The organism is Aliisedimentitalea scapharcae, from assembly GCF_045277565.1.
In the GTDB taxonomy this organism is placed as follows: domain Bacteria; phylum Pseudomonadota; class Alphaproteobacteria; order Rhodobacterales; family Rhodobacteraceae; genus Aliisedimentitalea; species Aliisedimentitalea scapharcae.
On sequence record NZ_CP123586.1, the window covers coordinates 73,595 to 97,972 of the forward strand.

Sequence of the window (24,378 nt, forward strand, 5' to 3'; positions counted from 1 at the left end):
GGAACCATTCATGTCCCAGATCATTCTCATCACCGGATCGACCGATGGCATCGGCTTGCTGACCGCCAAAACACTGGCCGAACGGGGCCACACGATCCTGTTGCATGGCCGCAACCAAGCCAAGTTGGACAAGGCCGTGGCCGAAGTGGGTGGCACGACCGAGGCCTATGTCGCCGACCTGTCGAAATTGGCGGATGTCGAGGCCTTGGCGACGGCGATCCTTGAGCGACACGACCGGCTGGACGTGCTGATCAACAATGCAGGCGTCTACAAGGTGCCACAAACCAGAACGCCCGAAGGATTGGACGTGCGCTTTGTGGTAAACACTTTTGCGCCCTGGGTGCTGACGCAGCGCCTATTGCCGATCATCCCACAGAAGGGTCGCATCGTGAACCTGTCCTCGGCCGCGCAGGCCGCTGTTGATGTCAAAGCTATGGCTGGGCAAGGCGCGCTTGACGACTTCAGCGCATATGCCCAAAGCAAGCTGGCAATCACAATATGGACACAGGAACTGGCGCGTGACTTGTCCGAGGGTCCCGTAGTTCTGGCCGTGAACCCGGGGTCTCTGTTGGCCTCGAAAATGGTCAAGGAAGGGTTCGGCGTGGCCGGCAACGACCTGAGTATCGGTGCCGATATCCTGAGCCGAGCCGCGCTGGCCCCCGAATTTGCGACCGCCTCCGGTCAATACTTCGATAACGACTCCGGCGGTTTTGCGCGCCCCCATGCTGCGGCGCTGGATGCACAGCATGCAAATGCGGTGATGCAGGGAATCAATCAGACGATTGCGCTTATGCGGTGATATTTCGCTCTTCAATCAGCTAAATTCTCGGTCGCGATGGTGTCGTTCCTTGTCGCGACCGTTATTTATTCCGGGCAACAAGCATGGGTTGTTGCGGCGGGCAATTGACGTCTCGCATGGGCCAACCCGTAAACGACAGAAGAACTTTGGCCGGTTCGAAGCGTCCAGGCAGGCTCAGAGGTTTCTTTCTGCGCACGATCAGATCAATCTGTTCTGGCATCCCCGCTGCTCTCAGCTCATTGAAAGATCCTTCCTCAAATCAAATTACAAAACAGCCAACAGGGCCTGTGCCTGTGCTGCCGCGTTTTTTGTGGTCAGGGACCCAGGCGTACTGCCCAGAAGGTTGTGCAAACCCTCACAGGTCTCAGGGGTGTAGATGATCGTGCCATCCTCCGTGACGCTTTTGATCCCGTCCCATGCCAGCGACTGTTCATTGACCGCAATTGCCTGGTCCAAGCTCCACTCTAGCGGCAAGTCCAGAACAATCCCGGACGTGCTGGCCTGGACCGGATACCCGCCCAGCAACGCCCCAATCCCGGGCAAGTGGATCGATTGCGGTGACTCGGACGTAAGCGCCTGAAGGGCTCGGATCCCTGCCGAGGCCGTTACCCGGTTGAAATGCAGGTCATAGGGAAACGGAAACGGGGCCCACAGTGCTTGGCTGGCGATCGGGCTGACGTCTTCCCCGTGCACGGTTGCCTTGATCAAATGTGGGGGCAGTTCCTTTGGAGTGGGTGCGTTCAGAACATAGTATTCAAACGCGTGCTGCGCCACCAACTGCACCCGCACCTCGTTGGGGCTGCAGCCTTTGATCCGCGCCACGTAGGATTGGATTTTTGCGATAGGTTCCTGCACATTTCCAATGCCGCACGTCGGCCCATAACCCGTGCGATTTAGCACGGCATTGATTACATCTGGATAAGAGGCACCGATCCAGACCCCGTTGAAATTCGCCTCGGTCATCTGATCCCGCAGGGCAACCATCAAAGCCAGATGTAATGCCGTATATCCGGCAAACGGTAGGCTGGCAGCGGCCTCGTCCAGCTTCCACCAGGGTAACATGCTGGGTGCAGTAAATAGATAATCGGGCGCGATTTGATCCAGCTTTGCACCAAACCCCGGTGCGTTGAAATCCAGTTCTTCGGCAATGATGTTGGGGAAAAACCCTTCGATCCCGGCCCCGATCACGGCATTGTTGGCGCGAGCCTGGGCTTTGGCCTTGTCCCGGCTGGCCACGATGATCGTATCGAACAACTGAGACCGGGCCGCGGCTTCCAGCAAATGTGTGCCCAGCTCTCCCAAGGAAAGTACCATCAAGGTTGGCTTCGCCATGGTGGCTCCTTTTCGATGATGAGCGCCGAGATCGAATCAAATCTTGTAAATGTCTATCGGAAAACGGCGTCGTTTCAAATATGAAACGATTCCAGGTCACAGGACCACCCGCCAGAGAGACTGGTAAACCGCCCAAACGCCCGTAATATCCGTGCAGACAATCATGCAATGATCCGGACATCCGAAAAATGCCGCCAACCGACACGCATAAACCCGACGCTGGGGATCCAGGTCAGATGAATATCGGAGAAACGCTTCGTCAAATGCGTGCAACCCGCGGCGTATCGCTGAGCCGCCTGGCGGAGAGAGCCAATGTCTCAAAATCCAACCTGTCAAAGATTGAAAACAACGTAATTTCACCAACCTTTGACATGATGGGCAAGATCTCTCAGGGGTTGGGAGTGACCACATCCGAATTGCTGTCGCAGGGCAGGCTAACCACCGATATGCTGTCTTTTACCGATGCAGGAGAAGGAGGGAAATCTTCCAGCGGGCATTACGAGTTCGAATTTCTGTTTTCCGAACTCAGCAACCGGAAAATGATCCCGATCGTCACAACAATTCAGCCACATAAATCCGAAATGATTTCATCCCCATCTTCTCATGGAGGCGAAGAATTTTTCTATGTGATCGACGGGATCGTAGACTTCCTGAGCGACGGCAAAGTGATAAAAACCATGAAGAAAGGTGACGCTGTCTATTTCAGCAGCGGATTGCAACATCTTGCTGTAAATCAACAGCCTCACCCGGCCCAACTGCTGTGGGTCTGGCTTGCTTGAGCATCACACGGGTCTGAACGCTGGTCGGTCCTGAACCCCTTACCACGTATGTGTTCACAGGTCAGGGCCGCGTTAACCAATGGGCTAACCCTCAAACTCTTGGTATGAATGAGGGAGCCTCGGGGGCAGGTCAGGCAAACTTTGGTCCGCCCAATATGTTTCTAGTACAAACACACCCAAAGGAGAGAATCCAAGCATGCGTAATCTCGAACTCCCCGGCCGGTCTCCTGTGATTGCCACAACTGCTGTCGCGGCAACGTCACACCATCTGGCCACTCAGACCGCGATTGCGATCTTGCAAAAAGGCGGCAATGCCATGGACGCCGCCATCGCTGCCTGCGCTGTTCAATGTGTTGTCGAACCCCAGTCGACCGGGATTGGTGGAGATTGCTTTTGCATGTATGCACCCAAAGGCAGCGACGACTATGTCGCCTTCAATGGGTCAGGTCGTGCTCCCGCAGCTGCGACTCCCGAATGGTTTGCCGAACAGGGTATCACCAGAATCCAGCAACAAAGCGCCCATGCGGTCACTATTCCTGGTGCTGTTGATGCCTGGGATACACTGCACCGTGACCACGGCGTCCTGCCTTTTGCCGATGTCCTGCAACCTGCAATCGATTATGCCCAAAACGGATATCCGATCGCCTCGCGGGTCAGCGTAGATTTTGCGCGCAACCTTGGCCTGCTGCAAGGTTGCGAACATGCGTCTCGGGTGTTTTTGCCGGGTGGTCAATCTGTGCCAGAGGGACATGTTCACAAACAGCCTGATCTTGGTCGAACGCTGGAAAAGATTGCGACCCAGGGTCGTGACGGCTTTTACACCAGCGACGTAGCCGAGGACATGGTGACCTTTCTGCAGGGTCATGGTGGTTTGCACACAATGGAGGATTTCGCCAACGTCCAAGGCGATTATGTAACTCCGATCAAAGCACGCTACCACGGCTATGACGTCTACCAATGTCCACCGAACGGACAGGGTGTCATTGCGCTGATGTTGCTCAAACTGATGGAACGATTCGAGAAAGAAGGTGATACCCCGATCAACCTGAATCGGATTCACCAGGAGATCGAAGCGGGCCGTCTGACCTACCATCAGAGGGATTGCTACGTCGCAGATCCTGAACACGCGCAGGTTCCGGTTGAGTGGCTGTTATCCGATGAAAACATCGACAATCTTTACAACACGATCCAGGCAGATCAGGCACTCACCGAGATGCCGGATTTCACCCCTCCCGTTCATCACGATACGGTCTATATAACCGTCGTCGACAAGGACAGGAACGCCTGTAGCTTCATCAACACCTTGTTCCACAATTTCGGGACGGGTTTGATGGCCCCTAGGTCTGGCGTCTTGTTGCACTGCCGTGGCATGGGGTTTTCACTCGACTCCGAACATCCCAATTGTATCGCCCCGAACAAACGCCCGCTGCATACCATCATTCCCGGAATGGTGGCCAAAGATGGAAAAACAGTCATGTCCTATGGTGTGATGGGCGGTGCCTATCAGGCCTTTGGGCACATGCAATTCCTGTCCCGCTTCCTGCAATACGGGTTCGACATACAGGAAGCTCAGGATTTGCCCCGTTTCTTTCCAAACCCCATCACAGGGAACATCGATTGCGAAGGAACACTGCCTGACGATATTACGGAGGATCTCAGAGCTCGTGGGCATCGGATTGACGCTGCCAAGGTCCCAATCGGGGGATCACAAGCCATCTGGATCGACTGGGACAAAGGCACTTTGACCGGCGGATCGGACCCTCGCAAAGACGGCTGTGCCGCCGGGTATTGACGCGCCACTAAGACCTGAACCGGCGCACGCTGTATCAGCCTCGCCATTCCTTGAGCCCCTAAAGGCGCGCGTTCCAAATCGGGGCGGCGTGGCTTGACGTCGCAAACCCTTGCCCGCGTGTCGAAAGGAAACGGGGGCGGTTGCAGATGTATGTAAGTCCTCTGTGAAAACAGGAGTCTGGTGTTTCGCGCCGGACGGTGCGTTTCCAGGGGCAATCGGGATGCCCGCGTGTCTTTAGGTAGGCTCCCGCCCCTGGTCCACCATTGCGGCCCAGGGGCGGGATCAGTTCGTTAGGCAGACCAGGCCCATTTGTAGTGGTGGTCTTCGTGGGCAAGATGTTTGTCCACGCCTGTCAGACCCTCGACATGGTGGCGATAAAGCGACCGCCAATAGGGCTGGATGGTGACCGCCTCTTCCTGGATCAAGGCTTCGATTTTTGCCATGACGTCGCTGCGTTTGGCGGCGTCGGCAATGCCCAACGCTTCGTCAAGCAGCGCATCAAATTCGGCGTTTTCCCAACCGAATTCATTCCAGGCTGCCCCACTGCGATAGGCCAACGCGTGGATCTGAACACCCAGAGGGCGCGGGTTCCAGTTGGTCGAGCTGAACGGATATTTGGTCCAGTCGTTCCAGAAAGTTGCCCCAGGTAGAACGGTACGCTTAACCTTGAACCCAGCATCACGCAATTGCGCAGCCACCGCGTCAGTGGTGTTCCGACGCCAGTCATCGTCGATGGAGTGGATTTCCATTTCGAAATCTTCCATCCCGGCTTCCTTCAACAGCTCCAGCGCCTTGGCTGGGTTGTATTCGGTGTCGCCGATGTCGCGGTATTCCGGGTGCACCGGACCGACGTGGTGATCCTGTGCGGGCTGGCCACGGCCAGCTGCACCCAGTTCCAGCAGAACCGCGTTGTCGGTCGCCAGTTGGATCGCCTTGCGGACGCGTTTGTCGGCATAGGGGCGGATGCCTTCGACTTCGGCCAGTTGATTGGGACGGATTACGATGGTCGCCATGGTCACCACTTCGGATTTCACGAAACCCAGACCGTCCATCACGTCGATATATTCACCAACCGATTCATACAGCATATCGACTTCGCCGGAATCCAGCGCCGCCAGATAAGCCGACGGATCGGTACCAAAATCGATGTATTTGATGGTGTCGAGATAAGGGCCGCCATAGATCTCGGTGCCCCACCAGGTGTGGTTTGTATTGCGTTCCAGCGTGGCCTTGATGCCCACTTCCAACTCGGTGATCACAAACGGGCCGGTGCCCACAGCGTTCATGGTATCCGCCGGATCATAGCTGGAATGCACGATTGCCGCAGGATAGTCGGTCATACCGGCGATCAGCGAAATATCCGGCTTGACCAGGTTCAACACCACGGTGTGACTGTCGACGACTTCGACCACCCCGTCTTTCAGCTTCTTGGTGTCAGGGTCGACCATGCTCGACATGCGGCCCGCCATCGAGTTGCCCTCGACCCCGCTGTCGCACCAGCGTTCGACATTGTTGGCAATGTCCTGAGCGGTGAAATCGTCGCCATTGTTCCATTTGACGCCCTTGCGGACATTCAATGTGTATTTGGTGGCGTCGTCGCTGACTTCCCAGCTTTCCAGCAGCATGGGGCGGATGGTGCCGTCATTGTTGAATTCGACACAGTATTCCAGCGTCCCACGGGTCACACAGCCGATTTCGGCCCAATCCATGGTACGTACGTCCTTGAGACCCTTGATCTGCATCTGCACCCGAAGGGTTCCGCCGTCTTTGGGCGTTCCGGCCGCCATCGCAGGGCTGGGTTCGCCAATCAGGCCATAGGCTGCAGCTGCAGTCACGCCGAACCCTGTCGCACGTGTCAGGAATTCGCGGCGGTCCATCAGACCGGCCTTGTATTCATCGACGTACATTTCCACCGCTGGGTGTTTTGCAGTGTTCACACCTTGATCAGTTTGCATCTTTAACTTTCCTTGCTGGTCTTCTGTTTCGGCGAAATTAGTCTTGTTTGCCTGAAGCTCGACCCAGTGCATAAACAACACATCTGTGCCAACTATCCTGTTCGCGTAAAGCGAGTAGTGCGTGGCAGGTCCAGTTCACTCAAACGAATTTTTCGATGGCATAGACCTTCTTTTTATTTTGAGCATGCAATTGCCTAGTATGCCCACGGTGTCGCAGATGAAGAAGTTGGTAAAATTGACGCTCTGGAATGCGGGCGGGAACGTCTCATACCTGTTGGTGGTGCGAGAAAGCCATAATACGATCGGACTGACCGCTGGAAATACCCAGTACACCCACTTGGTCAAAGCCGGTCCAGCTCCACCTTGTTCATGACCACCAACAGCCTGATTACAGACAGAAGCCAAACGAAAGCCTGAAACATGACCACATCCGACACGCTCACTCTTTTGGCCTGCCAAATCTGTATTCCGCCGATGGCGACAACGGCCGAACGCGACGCCCATTTAACAGCCTCCACGACCAAAGTTCGCGCCGAACTGGACCGTGCTCAACGACCCGTCGATCTGGTTGTTCTTCCCGAATTGTCGAGCCTTGACTATGCGCGTGAAACCTTTGCGCAGCTGGACGATATTGCCGAGCCTTTGGATGGCGCATCTTTTCGGGCCTGGCGTCAGGTCGCGATGGATTTGAACGTTTTCGTGTCCTACGGATTTGCCCGCGCTGGTGACGGTGGTCCTTTTATCTCGATCGGGGTGGTTGGTCCGGATGGGGTGCTGGTCGGGTATTACGACAAACTTCACCTGGCACAATACGGTGCCTCGATGGAAAAAGAGTATTTCAACCGCGGCAACCATTTGTTTGTATTCGAAGTCAAAGGGTTCCGCCTTGCGCCGATTATTTGTTACGACATCCGCATTCCTGAATTGGCGCGTACTTTGGTCTTGGATCACGATGCAGATGCTATCCTGCATTGCGGGGCCTATTTCCGGGACGAGAGCTTTCACACATGGCACCCGTTTGCCATGACCCGCGCATTGGAGAACCAAGTGTTTTTCCTGTCACTAAACCGCGCAGGAACCAGCTATGGCAATTCACTGTTTTGCCCGCCATGGCTCGATGAGAACACGCCACCGCTCAGATTTCCGCAGACAGATGAAGCCTTCCGCATCATTACCCTGGATCGCGAAAAACTCGACACCGCGCGGCGAGAGTATACGTTCCTCAAGGACAAGTTGGGGACCTACAATATCTCCCTTCATGCACCATAGCGGTCAGGCACCTGAATATAGTGTTCTGAGTGAACCAGTATTTGGGCTAGGATGCGAAGAGACCGTTGTTTTGTGGCGGGCCGTGACACGCAGTTTTTTGACCAGTACTTGGCGCGGGTGATCAGGTGATACCCCGGTGCAGCCAAGGCACGCACCATCGTAATCGGCGCATCGTCGATCCAAGTGGTTCGCCCCATAACAAAGAGCGTTTCATCGACGTCTGTTTCCAGCAACTCGGCTTCTCGGTCATGGGTTGGCCCGTGCGAGACGTCGATTGCGTTATGTTGGTCTCTGTGGGCGCGATGGTCGACCTGAGACGCCCGCGCATCAAGCGTCTTTGCGGTTTTCCAGGTTTGACCCGACTGTCGAGAACATCGCCGTCTGCCGGGAGCGCCTGCCAAAGCAGGCGAACCTGTGCAGATTGGGCTCAGTTCGATTCCAGTACCGCATTGAGGAACTGCTGGGTTCGCTCGTTCTTTGGCGCACCAAACAGTTCCACGGGGCTGCCCTGTTCCGCAATGGCACCGCTGTGAAAGAAGCAAACCCGGTCCGAGATATCGCGCGCAAATCCCATTTGGTGCGTCACCATCAGCATGGTCAGACTGTGCGCATCGACCAGCTTGCGGATGACGTTGGTCACCTCGCCGATCACTTCGGGATCAAGCGCCGAGGTGACTTCGTCGAACAGCATCACCTTGGGCCGCATCGCCAGGGCGCGGGCGATGGCGACACGCTGTTGCTGGCCACCGGACAGGCGCGACGGGTATTGGCCCGCCTTGTCGGCCATCCCCACCATGTCGAGCAATTCCAGAGACCGCTCCTGCGCTTCTTTCTTGGACATGCCCAGCACCTGTACAGGCCCTTCCATGCAGTTCTGCAGCGCGGTCATATGCGGGAACAGGTTGAAGTGTTGGAAACACATCCCGATCTTGGAACGGATGCGGCGGATGTGAGCGGCGTTGGCCGGTACCAGCACACCGTTTTTTTCCATATGGGTCAGCGGTTCGCCATCCACATAGATCACCCCACCGTTGATTGTCTCCAGCGTCATCAGCATCCGCAGCACGGTGGTCTTGCCGGACCCCGACGGGCCGATGATCGTGACCATCTCACCCATGTCGATATCCAGGTTCAGGTGATCCAGAACGGTCAGCGACCCATAGCTTTTGCGCACATTGGCAAACCGTACCATCGGAATGTTGTCCCCCTCCAGACGCAGGGGGTATTGGCTCATGTCTTCGGTGGTCATTGGTTACATTCCCATTCTACGGCGCACCCATTTTTCGAAACGGGCGATGAAAAACGCGGTCGGCAGTGAGATCGCAAGGAACAGCACTCCGACCAACGTGTAAGGTTCCAGATAGCGATAGCTTTGCGCGCCTACGGCATTTGCCGTGTGCATCAGCTCGGCGACACCGATCACCGACAGCATCGGCGTATCCTTGAAAATGCCGACCAGATAATTGCCCATCCCCGAAATCGCAGGCGGCAAGGCCTGGGGAATGATCAGCCGCCGATAGGTCTGCACCGTCGACATGTTGATCGCGGTCGCGGCCTCCCACTGGCCTTTCGGCACGCTTTCAATGCCGCCGCGATAGACTTCGGACAGATAGGCGGCGTAGTGGACGCCAATCGCGATCAGACCCGAGGTCCAGGGCGACAAGTTGATGCCGAATTGTGGTCCTACATAAAAGACAAAGAACACCTGCAGCAGTAGCGGGGTCGACCTGACGAACTCTACCACCTCGCGCACGCAGAAGGTTAGCGGACGCCATGGGGTACGCTGCGCCAGCACCAGTACCAGCCCCAGAACAACCGCAATCAGATATCCGCCACCGGCCGCCAGCAAGGTCTTGCCTGCGGCCTCGATAAACCGGGGGAGAAGCTCCCACGTCCAATCCCAACGCCATTCCATGGCTCAGGCCCTCCCGATCTTGAACGCCATCTTGCGTTCGAATGCGCGCATGAATGGCGTCACGCAAAAGCGTGCGAAAACGTAGTAGATGATCAATGCAGTGCCAAAGGTTTCAATCGACAGGAAGGTCGAGATGTTGATTTGGCGGGCGTGGAACATCAGGTCGGTTACCGAAATCAGCGCCACCAGCGCGGTGCCTTTCAGGATCTCGATCACCAGGTTGCCCCAGGGTGGCAGCATGATGACCAGCGCCTGCGGCAGGATGATCCGGCGCATCCGCTGAGCGGTCGTCATGTTTATGGCCATGGCGGCCTCCCATTGCCCTTTTGGCACGGCAAGGATGGCACCCCGGACCAGTTCGGCACCATAGGCGCCCATGTTCAGACCGACGGCGATGAAACCGGCGGTGAATTTATCCATGGTGATCCCAAACAGGGGCAACACAAAGAAGATCCAGAACAGTTGGACCAGCAACGAGGTGCCGCGAAAGATTTCGATATAGACGGTGGCGGCCCCTTTGATCGCGGGGTTCGACGCAAGGCGCATCAGGCCAAAGGTCAGCGCGATGGCGACCGAAACAACGGTGGCCAGCACGAACTGCACCAGCGTGATCAGAGACCCGTCGACCATGCGGCCGCCATAGTCTTGGAGGAATTCAAAGTAGGACAAGACAGGCGTTCTCCGCTTCTGTCCCGATGAGGGGAGTTGAGGGGGGGCGGTGCCCAGGAACCGGGGCACCGGGTCTTGATTGCGAGAGAGAGGCGCGCCCTAGCGGTTGGCGCAGGCCCATTCCATGGACGCGTCGTCACCGGGTACGTTCGACGGCAGGTAGTCCCACTGTTCGACCTTGGACAGCATGTCGTCGGATCCGATGTACCCCGGCATCGCTGCGTTGAAGTCGGCGCGGAACTGATCGTCTTCGGGGTGGAAGCCGACGGCGACCCAGTTAAAGGTCCACTGTGGCAGCGCATTTGTGTCGGTATGGCCGATCCCGTCGGTTTTTGCCGCCAGATCATAGGCTTCGACCGCCGTCATGGCGCCAATCTCGGCGCGCCCAGCCTTGACCGCCGCCAGCACTTCGGTGGTGCCGGGCAGCTGCATGATCTTGCTTTCCGGGATGCCGACCTTCAGCGCTTCTTCGACATTCACATAGCCCGCAACGGCCGCCATGGTGACACCAGCGTTCTTGATGTCCTCGTAGGTCTGCAGGCCGCCCGGATTTCCATCGGGCACGATAAAGGCGTTGCCGAACTGGCCGATCGGCTCGGAAAAGTCGATATTGGCGCAGCGCGACCCCAGAATGTACATGCCGCCGGTGATCACATCAACGCGGCCCGCCATCAGGCTGGGGATTAGACCGGCCCAGTCGGTGACAACTGGTTCGATTTCGGTGTGACCCATTCTGGCCAACAGATCGAGCGTGATCTGGTTCACAAAGCCCAGCGGTTCATTGTTTTCGCCCGGATGCGCCCAGGGCGCGGCAGCGGCAAAGCCGAGGCGGATCGGTTCACCCGCAGCGATGCGATCTTCGAGCGGCCCGGCGAGCGTGGCGCTGGCCGTCAGGGCCAGGGTGGCGGAAACGATGCTTCCCAGAAGTTTGGATTTCATTGGTGGTTCTCCTTGCTGTTGGACATGACTCACCCGGTCCGGCGACTGGATCGCCAGAAGGTGGGCCGGATTTCCCGACGCACGGTTTTCCGCATCTTTTCGGGAGAGAGAGGGCCGGTGGTCACCTCACGAGGGCGCAGTCACCGGCGAGAATTGGTTTGGGTTCAGTAGGGCGCTTGGACACCTCCCATTTCGACATAAACGGATTTGATCTGACTGTAGTGATCCAGCGCCGCACGCGAGTTTTCGCGGCCAACACCGGATTTCTTGACCCCGCCAAATGGCATTTCGACGGGCATGATATTATGGGTGTTGATCCAGCAGGTGCCCGCATGAATGCGGTCGATCACCCGGTGGGCGCGCTGCAGGTCGCGGGTAAACACGCTGGCGGCCAGCCCCAGGTCAGTGTCATTGGCGCGGGCGATCACCTCGTCCTCGGTGCTGAATTCCAGGATGGACAGGACCGGGCCAAAGATCTCTTCGCGGGCGATCCGCATGTCGTCGGTCACCCCCGTGAACACGGTGGGCAGCACATAAGCGCCCCGTGCCAGCCCATCGCCTTTGGCCCGGCCTCCGCCACACAGCAACCGGGCCCCCTCTTCTCGCCCAAGCTGCATGTATGACAGCACTCTTTCCATATGCGCCTGCGAAATCAGCGGCCCCATCTGGGTTTCGGGGTCCAATGGGTCGCCCAGACGGATGGCGCGCACGCGTTCGACAAGGCGGGTTTCGAATTCCGCACGGATGTTGCGATGCACGAATACCCGCGTTCCATTGGAACAGATCTGCCCGGCGGAATAGAAATTCGCCAGGATGGCACCGCTGACCGCTGCGTCCAGATCCGCGTCGTCAAAAACGATCAGGGGGGATTTACCGCCCAGCTCCATCGTCACATGTTTGATATCCGCGCCCGCCGCTGCCATCACCCGCGCGCCGGTTTGCACCGACCCGGTGAGAGAGACCTTTTCGATGTCCGGATGCGCCACCAGGGTGCTGCCCACTTCGCCATATCCCTGTACCACATTATACAGCCCTTTGGGCAACCCGGCTTCGGTCAGGATCTCGGCGACCTTGAGCGCACAAAGCGGCGTGACCTCGGACGGTTTGAACACCACAGCATTGCCACAGGCCAGCGCTGCGGCACCCTTGTAGGCCGCGATCTGGGTGGGGTAATTCCAGGCACCGATGCCCAGACACACCCCCAATGCGATGCGTTTGGTATAGACAAAACTGTCGCCCAGCGGGATGCATTCACCATTGATCGTACTGGCAATACCGCCATAAAATTCAAAGGCTTCTGCGCCCGACAGCGCATCCGCGACGATGGTTTCTTGATAGGGTTTACCGGTGTCGAGCGTTTCCAGCACCGACAGATCATGATTGCGGTCGCGCATGATATCGGCGGCCCGGCGCAGGATGCGGCCACGGTCCGCCGGCAGGGTGCGTTCCCATTCCACTTGCGCGCGTTTGGCGCTGGCCACTGCACGTTCGATCAGCGCCGGTGTGGCGGAATGCAGACGGGCGACGATCTCACCCGTCGCGGGGTAAACGCATTCGATCAGCGCGCCGGACGCGTCTTCGACATAGGCGCCGTCAATGTAATGAGAGGCGACCGGCTGGGCGCGCAGATCCACCGAGGAGTCGCCTGCGGCAGTTCTGGTTGGATGGTCCAGTGTGACTTGCATAGAAGCTCCCCTCCAAGCGGAGAATCATAGACGGTTCGCGTCGCCTGATTCGTGGCTGGTCTTGGAAAAGGTTACGCCTGAAAAAACGTATTACGCAATACACTTTTCGGATAAATCATTTTTTTGCCCGTAACTCCCACTTTTAGTACGAAATTCGAAAACTAGCCTCATAAATGGCGCACATCACGCAATATCGCGAATCCCAGCGCTAGCCCCAGTTGCTTTTCAGCAGGAACTGATTCTTGAAATTCTTGAGCCCCGTCATCACGTCGCTTGACCCGATATCGGGGCTATTGTGGACATGTTCGCTGAGGACCGCCAAAAAACCCGCGCGATCCTCGCTGACGATCTCGATCAGCAAGTCATAAGCACCGCTGACCCAGACCACATAGACGATCTCATCCAGCTGCGCCAAACGGGTCGCGACGTCCTCGGGCCGGTGGCCCGGTGCGACTTTCAGACCGATCATCGCTTCGGTCCGGTATTCGGAAACCCCGGGATCGGTGATCGCCACAATGCGCAGCGCGCCGCCGGACTTCATCGCTCCGACCCGGTTGCGCACGGTGCCTTCGGACACGCCCAACTGCTGAGCGATCTCAGAAAACGCCATACGCCCGTCGCGCTGCAACCGGTCGATGATTTCGCGGTTCAGTCGGTCGTCCAACAATGCCAGCCCGGCGCTGCGAGCCCCGCCCTCTGTTGCCAGGTTACGTTTTCGCACATTCGGGTCGCTTTGACGGGTCTGATCACTCATGGGAGGCTCCAAAATTTCGAATATCGAATTTATAGATCGGAAAACGTAGAATTTTGAAGCGTATTTTCGGTTGACGCAGACGATTTCGCAATCAACCTTCGAATTACAGTTTTTGCGGCAGCCTCGGCCACCGCCATACAGACCCCAAACAAGGAGGTAGCGACCCATGACAACCGCAACCCAAAAGCCCGAAGTCAGCACTTTTGCAGGTAATTTTCAGGGCTATGCCCAATCTCAACCAGCTGAAATTGATGAAGAAATCTCTCGCGTTGGTCCCGGCACGCCGGCCGGCGAATATCTGCGCCGCTTCTGGCACCCGGTTCACCTGACCGACGATCTGGGTGAATTGCCCAAGGCAATCACCATTCTGGGCGAAGAACTGGTTCTGTTCCGCTATGGCGACGGTACGAAAATCGGATTGGTGCACAAATACTGCCCGCACCGCCGCGCTTCGTTGGAATATGGCAAATGCGAAACCCGCGGCATCCGCTGTTGTTACCACGGCTGGCTGTTCGCGCCCGATGGCGAAATCCTCGAAGCTCCGGCCGAGGATTCAACCGCCCGCGCTGTGGAAATGGTCAAGGAACGCACCCGCCTGGGCGCCTATCCGGTGATCGAATATCGCGGACTGATTTTTGCCTATATGGGCCCGTCGGACAAACAGCCGGACTTCCCGATCTATGACGCCTTTGAACACGAAGGCATGACCAGTGCGCCTTACAAGGCACCCTATACCTGCAACTGGATTCAGGTGCAGGACGCGATCATGGACCCGACCCACACCACTTTCCTGCACAGCCAGAATAGCCACCCGCAGTTCTCCGAAGGGATGATGGCCAGCGGTCAGCTGAAATTCTACGAGCGTCACGAAAACCACTTCCTTGGCACATCGACCCGCCGCATTGGCGATAATGCCTGGGTGCGCCTGAACGAATTGATCCTGCCGAACTTTACCCAGGCCGGATCCGCCTATGCCGCCGACGGCACCGAACAGCGTTACTTTGGCCGGTCGTGCTTTACCCGTTGGGTGGTGCCGGTCGATGATGAAAACACCATGGTCTATGCTTGGGCCAACTTTGGCGACCGCTGGGATCCGCATGAATACAACACCCGCGAAGGTCACGAAAAGATGGAGCAGGGCGAGGTGCTGGACCGCACCCCCGAAGAAAAGCAGCGCTATCCCGCTGACTCCGAAGCGGTTGAAGGCATGGGCGCGATTTCCACCCACAAGGGCGAAAACCTAATGCCGACCGACCGTGGCATCTCGCTTTATCGGCGCCGGGTGCGCAAGGCGATCCGCGATCTGGCAAATGACAACATCGAACCACCCCAGCCCAAGACCTTTGAAGGCCATTCGGTACGCACTTACGGCCAGGACACGGTGCTAACCATGCCCGCGATCGAAGGCCGCGATGACGGGGAATACCTGATGTCGATCGGCGCCGCCGTCATGGATATGCAGTTCGATCACGAAGACTGGTGTGACGAAAACCGCGACACATCAATCATCGCAAAGCTCAAAGAGATCGAAGCCAATGGCATCGGCTAAATCCGGCTGCGTCTCCTGCCCCAATGCGGGGCAGGGTGGCTGCTCTCAATTCGCGCGAACGACAAAGGACAAAACCGATGACCGTGAAGGTTCACGTCAAAAATAACCGCTGGGCCGAAGGCTCATTCCCGAACACGCCCGAAGGCGAAGAGGTATTCACCGTCACCCGTGAACGGTTTGAAAGTGCGCTGGCTGAGTTTCCTGGCGTGCAGGGTCAGCTTGATCCGTTTGTCGATTGGGACACAGACAATTGGGCGAGCTCCATGGCCGAGGCTGAGGTTCTGCTGACCTGGGACATGCCAACCGAAAATCTGGCCGAAGTGGCACCAAACCTGAAATGGATCCACTGCATTGGTGCAGGCGTGGAACACATGCTGCCAATGGACTGGCTGCCGGATCACGTGACGCTGACCAACAACAAAGGCGTGCATGCGGCCAAAGCCGGCGAGTTTGGGTTGATGGCCGTGTTGATGCTGCATTCCCATATACCCGCCATCGTCACCAACCAGCGCAGCGCCGTCTACGACTCGCTCTATTGTTCGCCCATCGCGGGCAAAACGCTGGTGGTGCTGGGCACCGGATCGCTGGGCGGTTCCGGCGCGGCGATGGTAAAACCGCTGGGCGTCAATGTGATCGGGGTGAACCGGTCGGGCCGCGACGTGGAAGGTTGCGACCGCTGTGTCACCACCGAACAGCTGGACGATGTGCTGCCGCTGGCCGACTACTTGCTGATCGCCACGCCTGACACGCCGGAAACCCGTGGGCTGATGGATCGCCGCAGGCTGGACCTGATGAAACCGACCGCCGGCATCGTCAACATCGGGCGCGAGGCGGTGATGGATTACGACGCGCTCTGCGACAAACTGGAAGAAGGCTCACTGGGCGGCACCATCCTCGATGTGTTCGACCCGGAACCCATCGCGGCAGAGTCGCGCCTGTGGAACACCAAGAACCTGATCATCACGCCGCATGTGTCGGCGGATGATGGTGACGCCTATGTGCCGCTGACTCTGGGGCTGTTTTTCCGCAATATGGAGCTGTTTCTGAAAGGCGAACCCTTGCTGAACCCCATCGACCCCAAACTTGGATACTAAAGCGTTTCGATTTTCAGCTGAAACACCGGGCATCACTCAACGCGTTGAAATCTATGTTTTCAAGTAGCGTTGAGTGATCCGAGTTATATTGAAAACGCTCTAAGGAGATACTTATGAATATCGGATTTATCGGCCTCGGCGTCATGGGTGCCCCAATGGCGGGGCACCTGGCGGATGCGGGCCACACGATCTTTACCTGCCTCAATCGCTCTCCCCTGCCGGATGAACTGTCGGGCAAGGCGGTCGAGGTCGTCGGTTCTCCGGCCGAAGTTGCAGCCCATTGCGACACCGTCATCGTTATGGTGCCGGATACCCCTGATGTGGAACGGGTCATCACCGGTGAAAACGGTGTTCTGATCAATGTACACGAAGGGTCACTGGTGATCGACATGTCATCGATCAGCCCGATTGCGACGCAGGAACTGGCTGCCCAGGTGACCGCCAAGGGCGGATTGTACATCGACGCGCCGGTATCAGGTGGCGAGGTCGGCGCCAAGGCCGCCAGCCTCACCATTATGTGTGGCGGCCCGCAGGCGGCGTTTGACCAAGCGAAACCGCTGTTCGAAGTGATGGGCAAGAACATCACACTGATCAGCGAAAGCAACGGCACAGGACAGACTTGCAAGATCGCCAATCAGATCATTGTTGCGCTGAATATCGAAGCGGTGGCCGAGGCGCTGGTCTTTGCCTCCAAAGCCGGCTGCGATCCGGCCAAAGTGCGCGAGGCGCTGATGGGCGGGCTGGCCACATCACGCATTCTGGAGGTGCATGGTGAGCGAATGATCAAACGGACCATGGATCCGGGATTCCGCATCAACCTGCATCAGAAAGACCTGAACCTGGCGCTGAGTTCCGCCAAGGCGCTGGGGGTGTCGCTGCCCAACACCGCGACGGCGCAGGAACTGTTCAATTCCTGCGCGGCCCATGGCGGCGCGAATGACGATCATTCCGGTATGGTCAAAGCGCTGGAGCGGATGGCGAACCATCCGGTCGCCGAGTAAACTCAAAATCCGATCGCGGTCCCGCATGACGGGGCCGCGATATCAGAAAATTCTGCGAATTTTCTAGCCCGCCTGGACGTCAGGTTCCGGATTTTCCTAACAGCCAATCCATGAAACGCACCGCGTTGGGGGTCGGGTTGTCCACCTGGTTCTGCACCACGAAATAGCCATCTCGACCAGGAATCCGGATGTCGAAGGGCACGACAAGCTCTCCCCGCTCGATCATCCGGTCAACCAGCGTGCCGTGGCTCATTGACACCCCCTGCCCTTCGCGCGCCAGGTTCAGTGCCAGCACATAGGTGCTGAAATAGTGCCGGTTCGACAGTGAAATGCTGCGCAGGCCCGCCTGTTGCAACCAGTAGTCCCAGGCATCGCCAATCCCGGTCAGATCCAGAATGCGTTCCCCCGCCAGATCCTGTGGATCGCGCAGACGGTCGGCCACTGACGGCGCGCAGACGGGAAAGAGGAACTCCGCCCTCAGCGCATGGGTACGCCCGTCGAACCGGTCTTCCTTGCCATATTGGATTTCAATATCGGCGTTGCTCTCTAGAAAATCCTGTTCCCACAGCGCGGTTGAAATCGTCATTTCGACATCCGGATTTGCCTCCATGAATTCATGGATATGCGGCGTCAACCAGAAGGTGGCAAAAGCGTAGTTCGATTTGATGTGCAAATTGCGATCTGACGAATAGCCCAGAAAGCTGCGCGTCCCTTCCTCGAGCGCGTTGAACGCGCGCACCACGGTGGGCAAATAATTCCGCCCAGCGTCGGTCAGGCGAAGACCGCGATACCCGCGCAGGAACAGCGGTTGATTCAGGTGTTGCTCTAACAGGCGCACCTGTTTGCTGACCGCTGATTGCGTGATCAGCAGCTCCTCTGCGGCATCCGTAAAGGATAAATATCTGGCCGAAACCGCAAAGGCGCGCAACCAATGCAACGGGGGCGTCGCGATTTTTCGTTCATTTGCAGACATTTACCAGACTCAAAACAGGTATTCCATTTCGTCGTATCATGCCCCGAAATTGGTCGTTTGAAAAGACGCGCGTAAATTGCCCTTATCGAAATCAGCAACATACTCTGCCGGTTCAACGGTCAGACCCCAGCACCCCAGCAAGGAGACAAAGGTTTGAAAATCGCCTTTACCGATTTCGTTCAGCCCGATCTTGACCTAGAAACCGCGCTCATCACTGAGGCCGGGTTCGAGATGGTCGTCGCCGAACCGCATTGCACCACCGAAGATCAGGTGGTCGAGCTGGTCAAATCCAGCGGTGCCGATGCCATCGTGTCGCTCTATGCGCCGATCACCGAAAAGGTGTTTGCCGCCCTGCCCAACCTTCGCATCGTCAGCGTGCCGCTGGTCGGCGTCGATGCCATCGACATGGAAGCGGCAGGCAAACACGGTGTCTGGATCGCCCATATCCCCGACGCCTGGGTGTCCGAGGTCGGCGTGCATGCAGCCGCCATGGCCCTGTCGCTGGTCCGCCATCTGCCCTTCTATGACCGCTCGGTGCGCGAACGTCGCTGGGACTACGAAGAGCCCGGCGTGCTGCACCGCACCCATGACATGACCTTCGGCCTGATGGGCTGTGGCCGCATCGGCCAGCAGGCCGCGCGCAGTGCTGCGCCCAGTTTCGGCAAGGTCATCGCCTATGACCCCTATATGCCCGCCGACGCCTGCCCCGATTGGATCGAACAGGTCGCCACGATCGAAGAGCTGTTCGAACGCGCCCATGTGGTGTCGCTGCATTCGCCGCTGACTGCGGAGACGAAACACATCGTCAACGCCGATCTGCTGGGCCAGATGCAAAAGGGCAGCTTTCTCGTCAACGCCTCGCGCGGGGCGTTGATCGACCCAGACGCGCTGCTGGCGGCACTGGATAGTGGTCAGCTGGGCGGCGTAGGGCTGGATGTGTTCGAGGTCGAACCGCCCAACCCGGATGATCCGCTGCTGCATCACCCGCGGACGGTCGTGTCGCCGCACGCTGCCTATTACTCGGTCGAAGCCGACGAAGAGGGCCGCTCCCGCGCCATCAAGAACGTCATCACTTACGCCAACACAGGCGCCCCGGATCACTACGTCGTCAAAGGCGAGAAATAGGACATGCGCGATATGCCCCCTGAAAATCAAACCGATACAACCGAAATGACCTGCGGCGAGGCGTTGCTGCATCTACTCAAGGCCTACGGGATCGACACCGCCTTTGGCATCCCCGGCTATCACACCGTCGAATTTTACCGGAACTTTGACAAGATGGGCATCCGCCAGGTGACGCCCCGCCACGAACAGGGCTCGGCCTATGGTGCTTATGGCTATGCCGCGGCGACTGGCAAGCCGGGCGTCTGTTTCCTGGTCACCGGTGCCGGCGTCACCAACGGCGCCACCGCGATTGGCGAGGCTTATTCCAATTCGATCCCGATGCTGGTGTTCACCACCATGAACAACGTGCATGAACTGGGCATGAACGGGGGGCGAATGCACGAACTGCGCTCGCAAGAGGACATCCTGGGTCAGGTTTCGGCGTTCACCCACACCCTGCTCGACGCCAAGAACCTGCCCGAAGTTCTGGCGCGTGCCTTTACCGTTTTCAACTCGGGCCGTCCGCGCCCTGTCAGCATTCAGATCCCGCAGGACGTGCTGGCAGGCCCGGCAGGCTTTGACATCGACGCCTGGCCCACAGCGCCGCGGGCAGGTCCCGACCCGGAAGAAACCGTGCGGATCACCGATATGCTGGCCGATTCCAAAACACCGATGATCGTCGTGGGCGGTGGCGCAATCCGGGCTTCGGACGAAGTGTTGAAACTGGCCGAACGGCTGGACGCGCCGGTGGTCAACAGCTGCGCGGGCAAGGGCGTCATCCCCGAAGATCACCCCCTGTGTCTGGGGTTCACCCAGGCATTCGACCCGGTGCGCGACATGTTGAGGGATGCAGATGTGGTGCTGGCCGTGGGCACAGAATTTGCCGAACCCGACCGCTATTTCACCGCTGATTACCCGATCAATGGCCAATTGATCCGCATCGACATCGACCCCGGTCAGCTGATGCATTATTCCAAACCCAGCGCTGCGCTGCTGAGCGACAGCAAATCCGCGCTGACTGCGATCCTGTCGGGGCTGGAACACCGCAACGGTCCGCAGGTGACCACCGCCGGCGCGACACGCGTGGTCGAAGCAAGCGCCCAGTTCAACGGCGATCTGTGCAAGGAATCCCCGAAACACAAAAAAGCGCTGGAGATCATCCACGACGTGCTGCCGGATAATACTATCATCAGCTCCGATGCCTCGCAGATCTGCTACACGGGGCTGTACCACTATCCCATGAAGCATCCGAACCTGTTCCACTTCCCCAATGGCTATGCCGCCATGGGGTTCGGGATGCCAGTCGCCATTGGCATGAAGGTCGGCGCGGGTGACCGCCCTGTGGCCTGCATCACCGGCGACGGGTCCTTCCAGATGACGATAGAGGAACTGGCCGCAGCCGTCGAACAGAACCTGTCGATCCCCATCGTGGTCTGGTCCAACGGCGGCTATCAGGAGATCCGCGAATACATGGACAGCAAGGGCCTGCCCACCATCGGCTGCAACATCTACAACCCCGATTTCACCAAAATCGCCGAGGCGTTCGGTGCCCGCGGCTTCCACCCGCAAAGCGGGGATGAACTGCGCGCCGCGCTGGAAACCGCGTTGGTTTCCGAAGGGCCGACGATCATCGAAATCGATGAAACCGACGTCTGGCTGCAATAGCAGCCGGGCCCCGGGTTGGAGGACGCGATATGATCACGAACGCAATAACGTCCAACATCAAAATGGACAAAAAACAGCTCAAGGCGCTGATGCGGCGCAGCGACCGGCCCGGGCTGATATATCTGATTTCCTGGGTCGCGCTGCTGGTGGTAACCGGCATTCCGGTCCTGCTCAGCGTCGGGAGCTGGGGGTTTGTTCCCGCCATCCTGCTCTATTCGGGATGTTTCGCTGTGTCGGCCTATGCGCTGTCCCATGAATGCGCCCACGGCACCGCCTTTCGCACCCGCTGGCTGAACGAGGCGGTGTTCTGGATCACCTCGCTGCTTTATTACGAGGAACCCCTGCACCGCCGCTACTCCCACGCCAGCCACCACACCCACACCTGGATCGAAGGCGAAGACAACCAGATGCCCTATGCCCCGATCCCGCTGACCTTTGCGGGCTGGGTAGAGGAGATCCTGGGCCTGGGTCTCTACTGGCATCAGACCAAGATGTTCGTGCTGCATTCGCTGGGGATATTTTCAGACAACGTCAAACGGGTGACGCCGGTCAGCGAATTGCCCCGGATGCAGCGCAACACCCAGATTTGCGTGGCAATCTATGTCGGGCTGGCAGTGGTCAGCATCTATGCAGGCTGGATGTGGCCGGTGTATCTGATCGTCCTCCCCCGTGTGCTGGGCGGCCCGATCATGAACGCCTTTATCCTGATGCAACATGTCGAAATGGCGGAAAACCAGCCCAATATCGTGCAGTCCACGCGCAGTTTCCGCACCAATTGGTTCTTTCAGTTTCTCTATTTCAACATGAACCACCACATCGAACATCACCTCTTTCCCACGGTGCCGTTCCATGCCCTGCCCGACCTCAGCGACAAACTGGGCGACCAGCTGCCCGCCCCCGATCCCGGCTTTCTCAGCACCCATTGGGAAGTTCTGAAAGTCACCATTCGCCGCTCGCTGGGCCGCAACGACCGGTCAGCCAAGATCCGCCAAGCCTTTTCCGACGACCTGACAGGAGCCGAAAATGACCGCTCAATGGCATGACGCCTGCGCCACCGATGATGTGGACGACGAAGACCTGATCACGATGAAACTCGCGGACAATGTTGTCGCTATCTACAATACGCCCGAAGGGTTCTTTGCCACCGCCGGCATGTGCACGCATGAGGATGAATCGCTCGACGGCGGGCTGGTAATGGACGGGGTGATCGAATGCCCGTTGCATCAGGGCCGGTTCTGCGTGCGAACAGGCCGTGCGCTCAGCGCACCTGCGGTGGAAAACCTGGTGACCTATGATCTCAAGATCGAAGATGACCGCGTCTGGGTAAAGGTCTAAGCGAATGCGCTTTGCCGACATGACCCTGACTCAGGCCGCCCGCACCACGCCGGTGGTCGAGATGACCGACACGCTGGAAATGATCGACCTGGCGAAGATGCGGGCGTACCGCCTGAACCGCCTGCGCGATGAGATGAAACGCCAAGACGTGGGCGGCTGCGTGCTGACCTCGGTCTTTTCGATCCGCTACGCCACCGGCATGCGCGACGCGGGCATTATGCAAAGCCATATTCCGCTGAGCTATCTGTTTGTCCCCGCCGAGGGGCCGACGGTCTATTTCGACGGTGAAACCGGCAAGCAGATTGCCCAAGGGCTGGAGACCATCGACGAACTGGGCGACGAGGCGATCCAGATCTCCTACATGTTCGCGGGTCAGCGCATGGACGAGATGATCGACCGCTGGGTCAACCAGATCGCAGCGCTGATGCAGCGCCATGGCGGCGGCAGCAAACGGCTGGGCGTGGAAAGCCCGGTGCCGCAGGTGGCGGCACTGTTCGCGAACAAGGGGCTGGAAGTCGTCCACGCCCACAAGGTCATTGAACCCGCCCGCGCCATCAAATCGGTCGAAGAAATCCTGTGCATGAACTACGCCATCGCCGTGGCCGAAGACGGCATGTGGCGAATGCGCGAAGAACTGCGCCCCGGCATGACCGAGATCGAACTGTGGTCACACCTGTGGAAGGCCAATGTGGAGGCCGGGGGCGACTGGATCGAAGGCCGCCTGCTCGCCGCCGGAGATCGCACAAACCCCTGGCTACAGGAGGCGTCGGGCCGGATCATTCGCCCCGGCGAACTGGTGGCGTTTGACACCGATATGGTCGGCCCGTTCGGCTATTCGGCGGATGTCTCGCGCACCTATTACTGCGGCTCGGGCCGTCCGACCGATTACCAGCGCGAACTCTACGGGCGGGCGTATGAGGAGATTCAGCACAATCTGGAACTCATGAAGCCCGGCATATCGTTCCGCGAGGTGACGGAAAAGGGCTTCAGACAGCCCGAACAATTCCGCGACCAGCATTATGCGGTAATGGCCCATGGCGTCGGCATGTCCGACGAATGGCCCTGCATCTACTACCCCCAGGACGAGGCCCTGATTTATGACGGCGAACTGCAACCTGGCATGGCCATGTGCGTCGAAAGCTACGTGGGCGAGATCGGCGGCGCCGAGGGCGTCAAGCTGGAGGAACAGGTGCTGATCACCGAAGACGGCTGTGAACTCCTGTCGAAATTCCCGTTCGAGGACAACCTGCTGGGCCATGAGGTCTGAACCCGCTAGCCTCTCCCACATCACGTCCCCGGGAAAGCGTAAGAGAAATGAAACTGAAACACGTCAGCCTGACTGTCCGGGACATCGACCGGTTGACCTGATTTTATATGGAGGTCTTCGGATGTGAGATCCGCCGCCCCCTCACCGTTCTGAGCGGCGCAGCGTTCAGCAAGGGCAACGGGCTGCACGGCGTGAAAATCCGTTCTGCCTGGCTCTCCCTGCCCGGGTCCGATTCGTTCCTTGAGTTGCTGGAATACAGCGAAACAGCGCCGCGTACCCGGCCCCGGGTCAATGAACCGGGCTGGGGGCATCTGTCTTTTGCCGTGCCCGACATCCACCAGACCTGCGTGCAGATCATCGGGCACGGCGGGGAGTGGCAGGGTGACATCACAAACCTCGGCTCAGACACGGCCCCCTTTCTGGCCATCTACATGCGCGACCCCGAAGGCAATATTCTGGAACTGGAGCAGAGCGCTTCCTAAGCCCGTCGGTCCGGCACTAT

23 protein-coding genes are annotated in these 24,378 nt (G+C 58.2%); 13 read left to right on the plus strand and 10 right to left on the minus strand.

Annotated elements, in window-relative coordinates; translation table 11 throughout:
• Nucleotides 1–10: 10 nt before the first annotated feature.
• Nucleotides 11–799, plus strand: coding sequence for an SDR family NAD(P)-dependent oxidoreductase (locus tag QEZ52_RS22195; protein ID WP_343211674.1), 789 nt, complete (start codon nucleotides 11–13; stop codon nucleotides 797–799).
• 264 nt (nucleotides 800–1,063) lie between these two features.
• Here QEZ52_RS22195 and QEZ52_RS22200 read toward each other — a convergent pair whose 3' ends face one another.
• A complete protein-coding gene (locus QEZ52_RS22200) occupies nucleotides 1,064–2,131 on the minus strand; it encodes a hypothetical protein (protein WP_343211675.1) in 1,068 nt (355 codons plus the stop codon).
• Between the two features lie 236 nt (nucleotides 2,132–2,367).
• Here QEZ52_RS22200 and QEZ52_RS22205 point away from each other — a divergent pair, with 236 nt between their 5' ends.
• Together QEZ52_RS22205 and ggt are read left to right on the plus strand one after the other, a co-directional pair.
• Nucleotides 2,368–2,910 carry a helix-turn-helix domain-containing protein gene (locus QEZ52_RS22205; RefSeq protein ID WP_406651390.1) on the plus strand — a complete coding sequence of 181 codons (543 nt, stop codon included), beginning with the start codon at nucleotides 2,368–2,370 and terminating at the stop codon, nucleotides 2,908–2,910.
• A 196-nt stretch (nucleotides 2,911–3,106) separates the two neighbouring features.
• Entirely contained in the window at nucleotides 3,107–4,702 is a 1,596-nt protein-coding gene (gene ggt, locus QEZ52_RS22210) for a gamma-glutamyltransferase (RefSeq protein ID WP_343211677.1), read from the plus strand.
• A 290-nt stretch (nucleotides 4,703–4,992) separates the two neighbouring features.
• On the opposite strand, the gene QEZ52_RS22215 is transcribed toward ggt, so the two are convergent.
• A complete protein-coding gene (locus tag QEZ52_RS22215; RefSeq protein WP_343211678.1) occupies nucleotides 4,993–6,657 on the minus strand; it encodes an ABC transporter substrate-binding protein in 1,665 nt (554 codons plus the stop codon).
• A 420-nt stretch (nucleotides 6,658–7,077) separates the two neighbouring features.
• On the opposite strand from QEZ52_RS22215, the gene QEZ52_RS22220 reads away from it, so the two are divergent.
• Nucleotides 7,078–7,926, plus strand: a complete 849-nt coding sequence (locus QEZ52_RS22220; RefSeq protein WP_343211679.1) for a carbon-nitrogen hydrolase family protein — start codon at nucleotides 7,078–7,080, stop codon at nucleotides 7,924–7,926.
• Here QEZ52_RS22220 and QEZ52_RS22225 read toward each other — a convergent pair.
• From QEZ52_RS22225 to QEZ52_RS22255, 7 genes are all read right to left on the minus strand, one after another.
• The gene (locus tag QEZ52_RS22225; protein ID WP_343211680.1) at nucleotides 7,914–8,159 is read right to left on the minus strand and encodes a hypothetical protein; all 246 of its coding nucleotides are present in this window, start codon (nucleotides 8,157–8,159) and stop codon (nucleotides 7,914–7,916) included. The two genes, QEZ52_RS22220 and QEZ52_RS22225, sit on opposite strands and share 13 nt — an antisense overlap.
• Nucleotides 8,160–8,353: 194 nt before the next feature.
• Complete coding sequence (gene ehuA / locus QEZ52_RS22230) at nucleotides 8,354–9,175, minus strand: ectoine/hydroxyectoine ABC transporter ATP-binding protein EhuA (RefSeq protein ID WP_343211681.1); 822 nt, start codon at nucleotides 9,173–9,175, stop codon at nucleotides 8,354–8,356.
• A gap of 3 nt (nucleotides 9,176–9,178) precedes the next feature.
• The gene (gene ehuD / locus QEZ52_RS22235) at nucleotides 9,179–9,841 is read right to left on the minus strand and encodes an ectoine/hydroxyectoine ABC transporter permease subunit EhuD (protein WP_343211682.1); all 663 of its coding nucleotides are present in this window, start codon (nucleotides 9,839–9,841) and stop codon (nucleotides 9,179–9,181) included.
• Between the two features lie 3 nt (nucleotides 9,842–9,844).
• Nucleotides 9,845–10,510, minus strand: a complete 666-nt coding sequence (ehuC, locus tag QEZ52_RS22240) for an ectoine/hydroxyectoine ABC transporter permease subunit EhuC (RefSeq protein WP_343211683.1) — start codon at nucleotides 10,508–10,510, stop codon at nucleotides 9,845–9,847.
• A 99-nt stretch (nucleotides 10,511–10,609) separates the two neighbouring features.
• Nucleotides 10,610–11,449 carry a transporter substrate-binding domain-containing protein gene (locus QEZ52_RS22245; protein ID WP_343211684.1) on the minus strand — a complete coding sequence of 280 codons (840 nt, stop codon included), beginning with the start codon at nucleotides 11,447–11,449 and terminating at the stop codon, nucleotides 10,610–10,612.
• A 164-nt stretch (nucleotides 11,450–11,613) separates the two neighbouring features.
• Entirely contained in the window at nucleotides 11,614–13,077 is a 1,464-nt protein-coding gene (gene betB / locus QEZ52_RS22250; protein ID WP_343211693.1) for a betaine-aldehyde dehydrogenase, read from the minus strand.
• A 265-nt stretch (nucleotides 13,078–13,342) separates the two neighbouring features.
• Entirely contained in the window at nucleotides 13,343–13,888 is a 546-nt protein-coding gene (locus QEZ52_RS22255) for an AsnC family transcriptional regulator (protein ID WP_343211685.1), read from the minus strand.
• A gap of 166 nt (nucleotides 13,889–14,054) precedes the next feature.
• On the opposite strand from QEZ52_RS22255, the gene QEZ52_RS22260 reads away from it, so the two are divergent.
• The 3 genes from QEZ52_RS22260 (at nucleotide 14,055) to QEZ52_RS22270 (ending at nucleotide 17,532) form a co-directional block, all read left to right on the plus strand.
• Nucleotides 14,055–15,437, plus strand: coding sequence for an aromatic ring-hydroxylating dioxygenase subunit alpha (locus tag QEZ52_RS22260; RefSeq protein WP_343211686.1), 1,383 nt, complete (start codon nucleotides 14,055–14,057; stop codon nucleotides 15,435–15,437).
• Between the two features lie 77 nt (nucleotides 15,438–15,514).
• Complete coding sequence (locus tag QEZ52_RS22265) at nucleotides 15,515–16,531, plus strand: D-2-hydroxyacid dehydrogenase (protein ID WP_343211687.1); 1,017 nt, start codon at nucleotides 15,515–15,517, stop codon at nucleotides 16,529–16,531.
• A gap of 113 nt (nucleotides 16,532–16,644) precedes the next feature.
• Entirely contained in the window at nucleotides 16,645–17,532 is an 888-nt protein-coding gene (locus QEZ52_RS22270) for a 2-hydroxy-3-oxopropionate reductase (protein WP_343211688.1), read from the plus strand.
• 79 nt (nucleotides 17,533–17,611) lie between these two features.
• On the opposite strand, the gene QEZ52_RS22275 is transcribed toward QEZ52_RS22270, so the two are convergent.
• Nucleotides 17,612–18,505, minus strand: a complete 894-nt coding sequence (locus QEZ52_RS22275; RefSeq protein WP_343211689.1) for a LysR substrate-binding domain-containing protein — start codon at nucleotides 18,503–18,505, stop codon at nucleotides 17,612–17,614.
• Nucleotides 18,506–18,658: 153 nt separating this feature from the next.
• On the opposite strand from QEZ52_RS22275, the gene QEZ52_RS22280 reads away from it, so the two are divergent.
• The 6 genes from QEZ52_RS22280 (at nucleotide 18,659) to QEZ52_RS22305 (ending at nucleotide 24,358) form a co-directional block, all read left to right on the plus strand.
• A complete protein-coding gene (locus tag QEZ52_RS22280; RefSeq protein ID WP_343211551.1) occupies nucleotides 18,659–19,630 on the plus strand; it encodes a C-terminal binding protein in 972 nt (323 codons plus the stop codon).
• A 12-nt stretch (nucleotides 19,631–19,642) separates the two neighbouring features.
• Nucleotides 19,643–21,274, plus strand: a complete 1,632-nt coding sequence (locus QEZ52_RS22285) for a 5-guanidino-2-oxopentanoate decarboxylase (protein ID WP_406651317.1) — start codon at nucleotides 19,643–19,645, stop codon at nucleotides 21,272–21,274.
• Nucleotides 21,275–21,303: 29 nt separating this feature from the next.
• Nucleotides 21,304–22,317 (plus strand): fatty acid desaturase, encoded by a 1,014-nt coding sequence (locus QEZ52_RS22290; protein WP_343211553.1) that lies wholly within the window; start codon nucleotides 21,304–21,306, stop codon nucleotides 22,315–22,317.
• Nucleotides 22,298–22,609, plus strand: a complete 312-nt coding sequence (locus tag QEZ52_RS22295; RefSeq protein WP_343211554.1) for a non-heme iron oxygenase ferredoxin subunit — start codon at nucleotides 22,298–22,300, stop codon at nucleotides 22,607–22,609. Before QEZ52_RS22290 ends, QEZ52_RS22295 begins: the two co-directional genes overlap by 20 nt.
• Before the next feature lie 4 nt (nucleotides 22,610–22,613).
• Nucleotides 22,614–23,876 (plus strand): Xaa-Pro peptidase family protein, encoded by a 1,263-nt coding sequence (locus QEZ52_RS22300; RefSeq protein WP_343211555.1) that lies wholly within the window; start codon nucleotides 22,614–22,616, stop codon nucleotides 23,874–23,876.
• 107 nt (nucleotides 23,877–23,983) lie between these two features.
• Nucleotides 23,984–24,358 (plus strand): glyoxalase/bleomycin resistance/dioxygenase family protein, encoded by a 375-nt coding sequence (locus QEZ52_RS22305; RefSeq protein WP_343211556.1) that lies wholly within the window; start codon nucleotides 23,984–23,986, stop codon nucleotides 24,356–24,358.
• The last annotated feature ends 20 nt before the right edge of the window (nucleotides 24,359–24,378 follow it).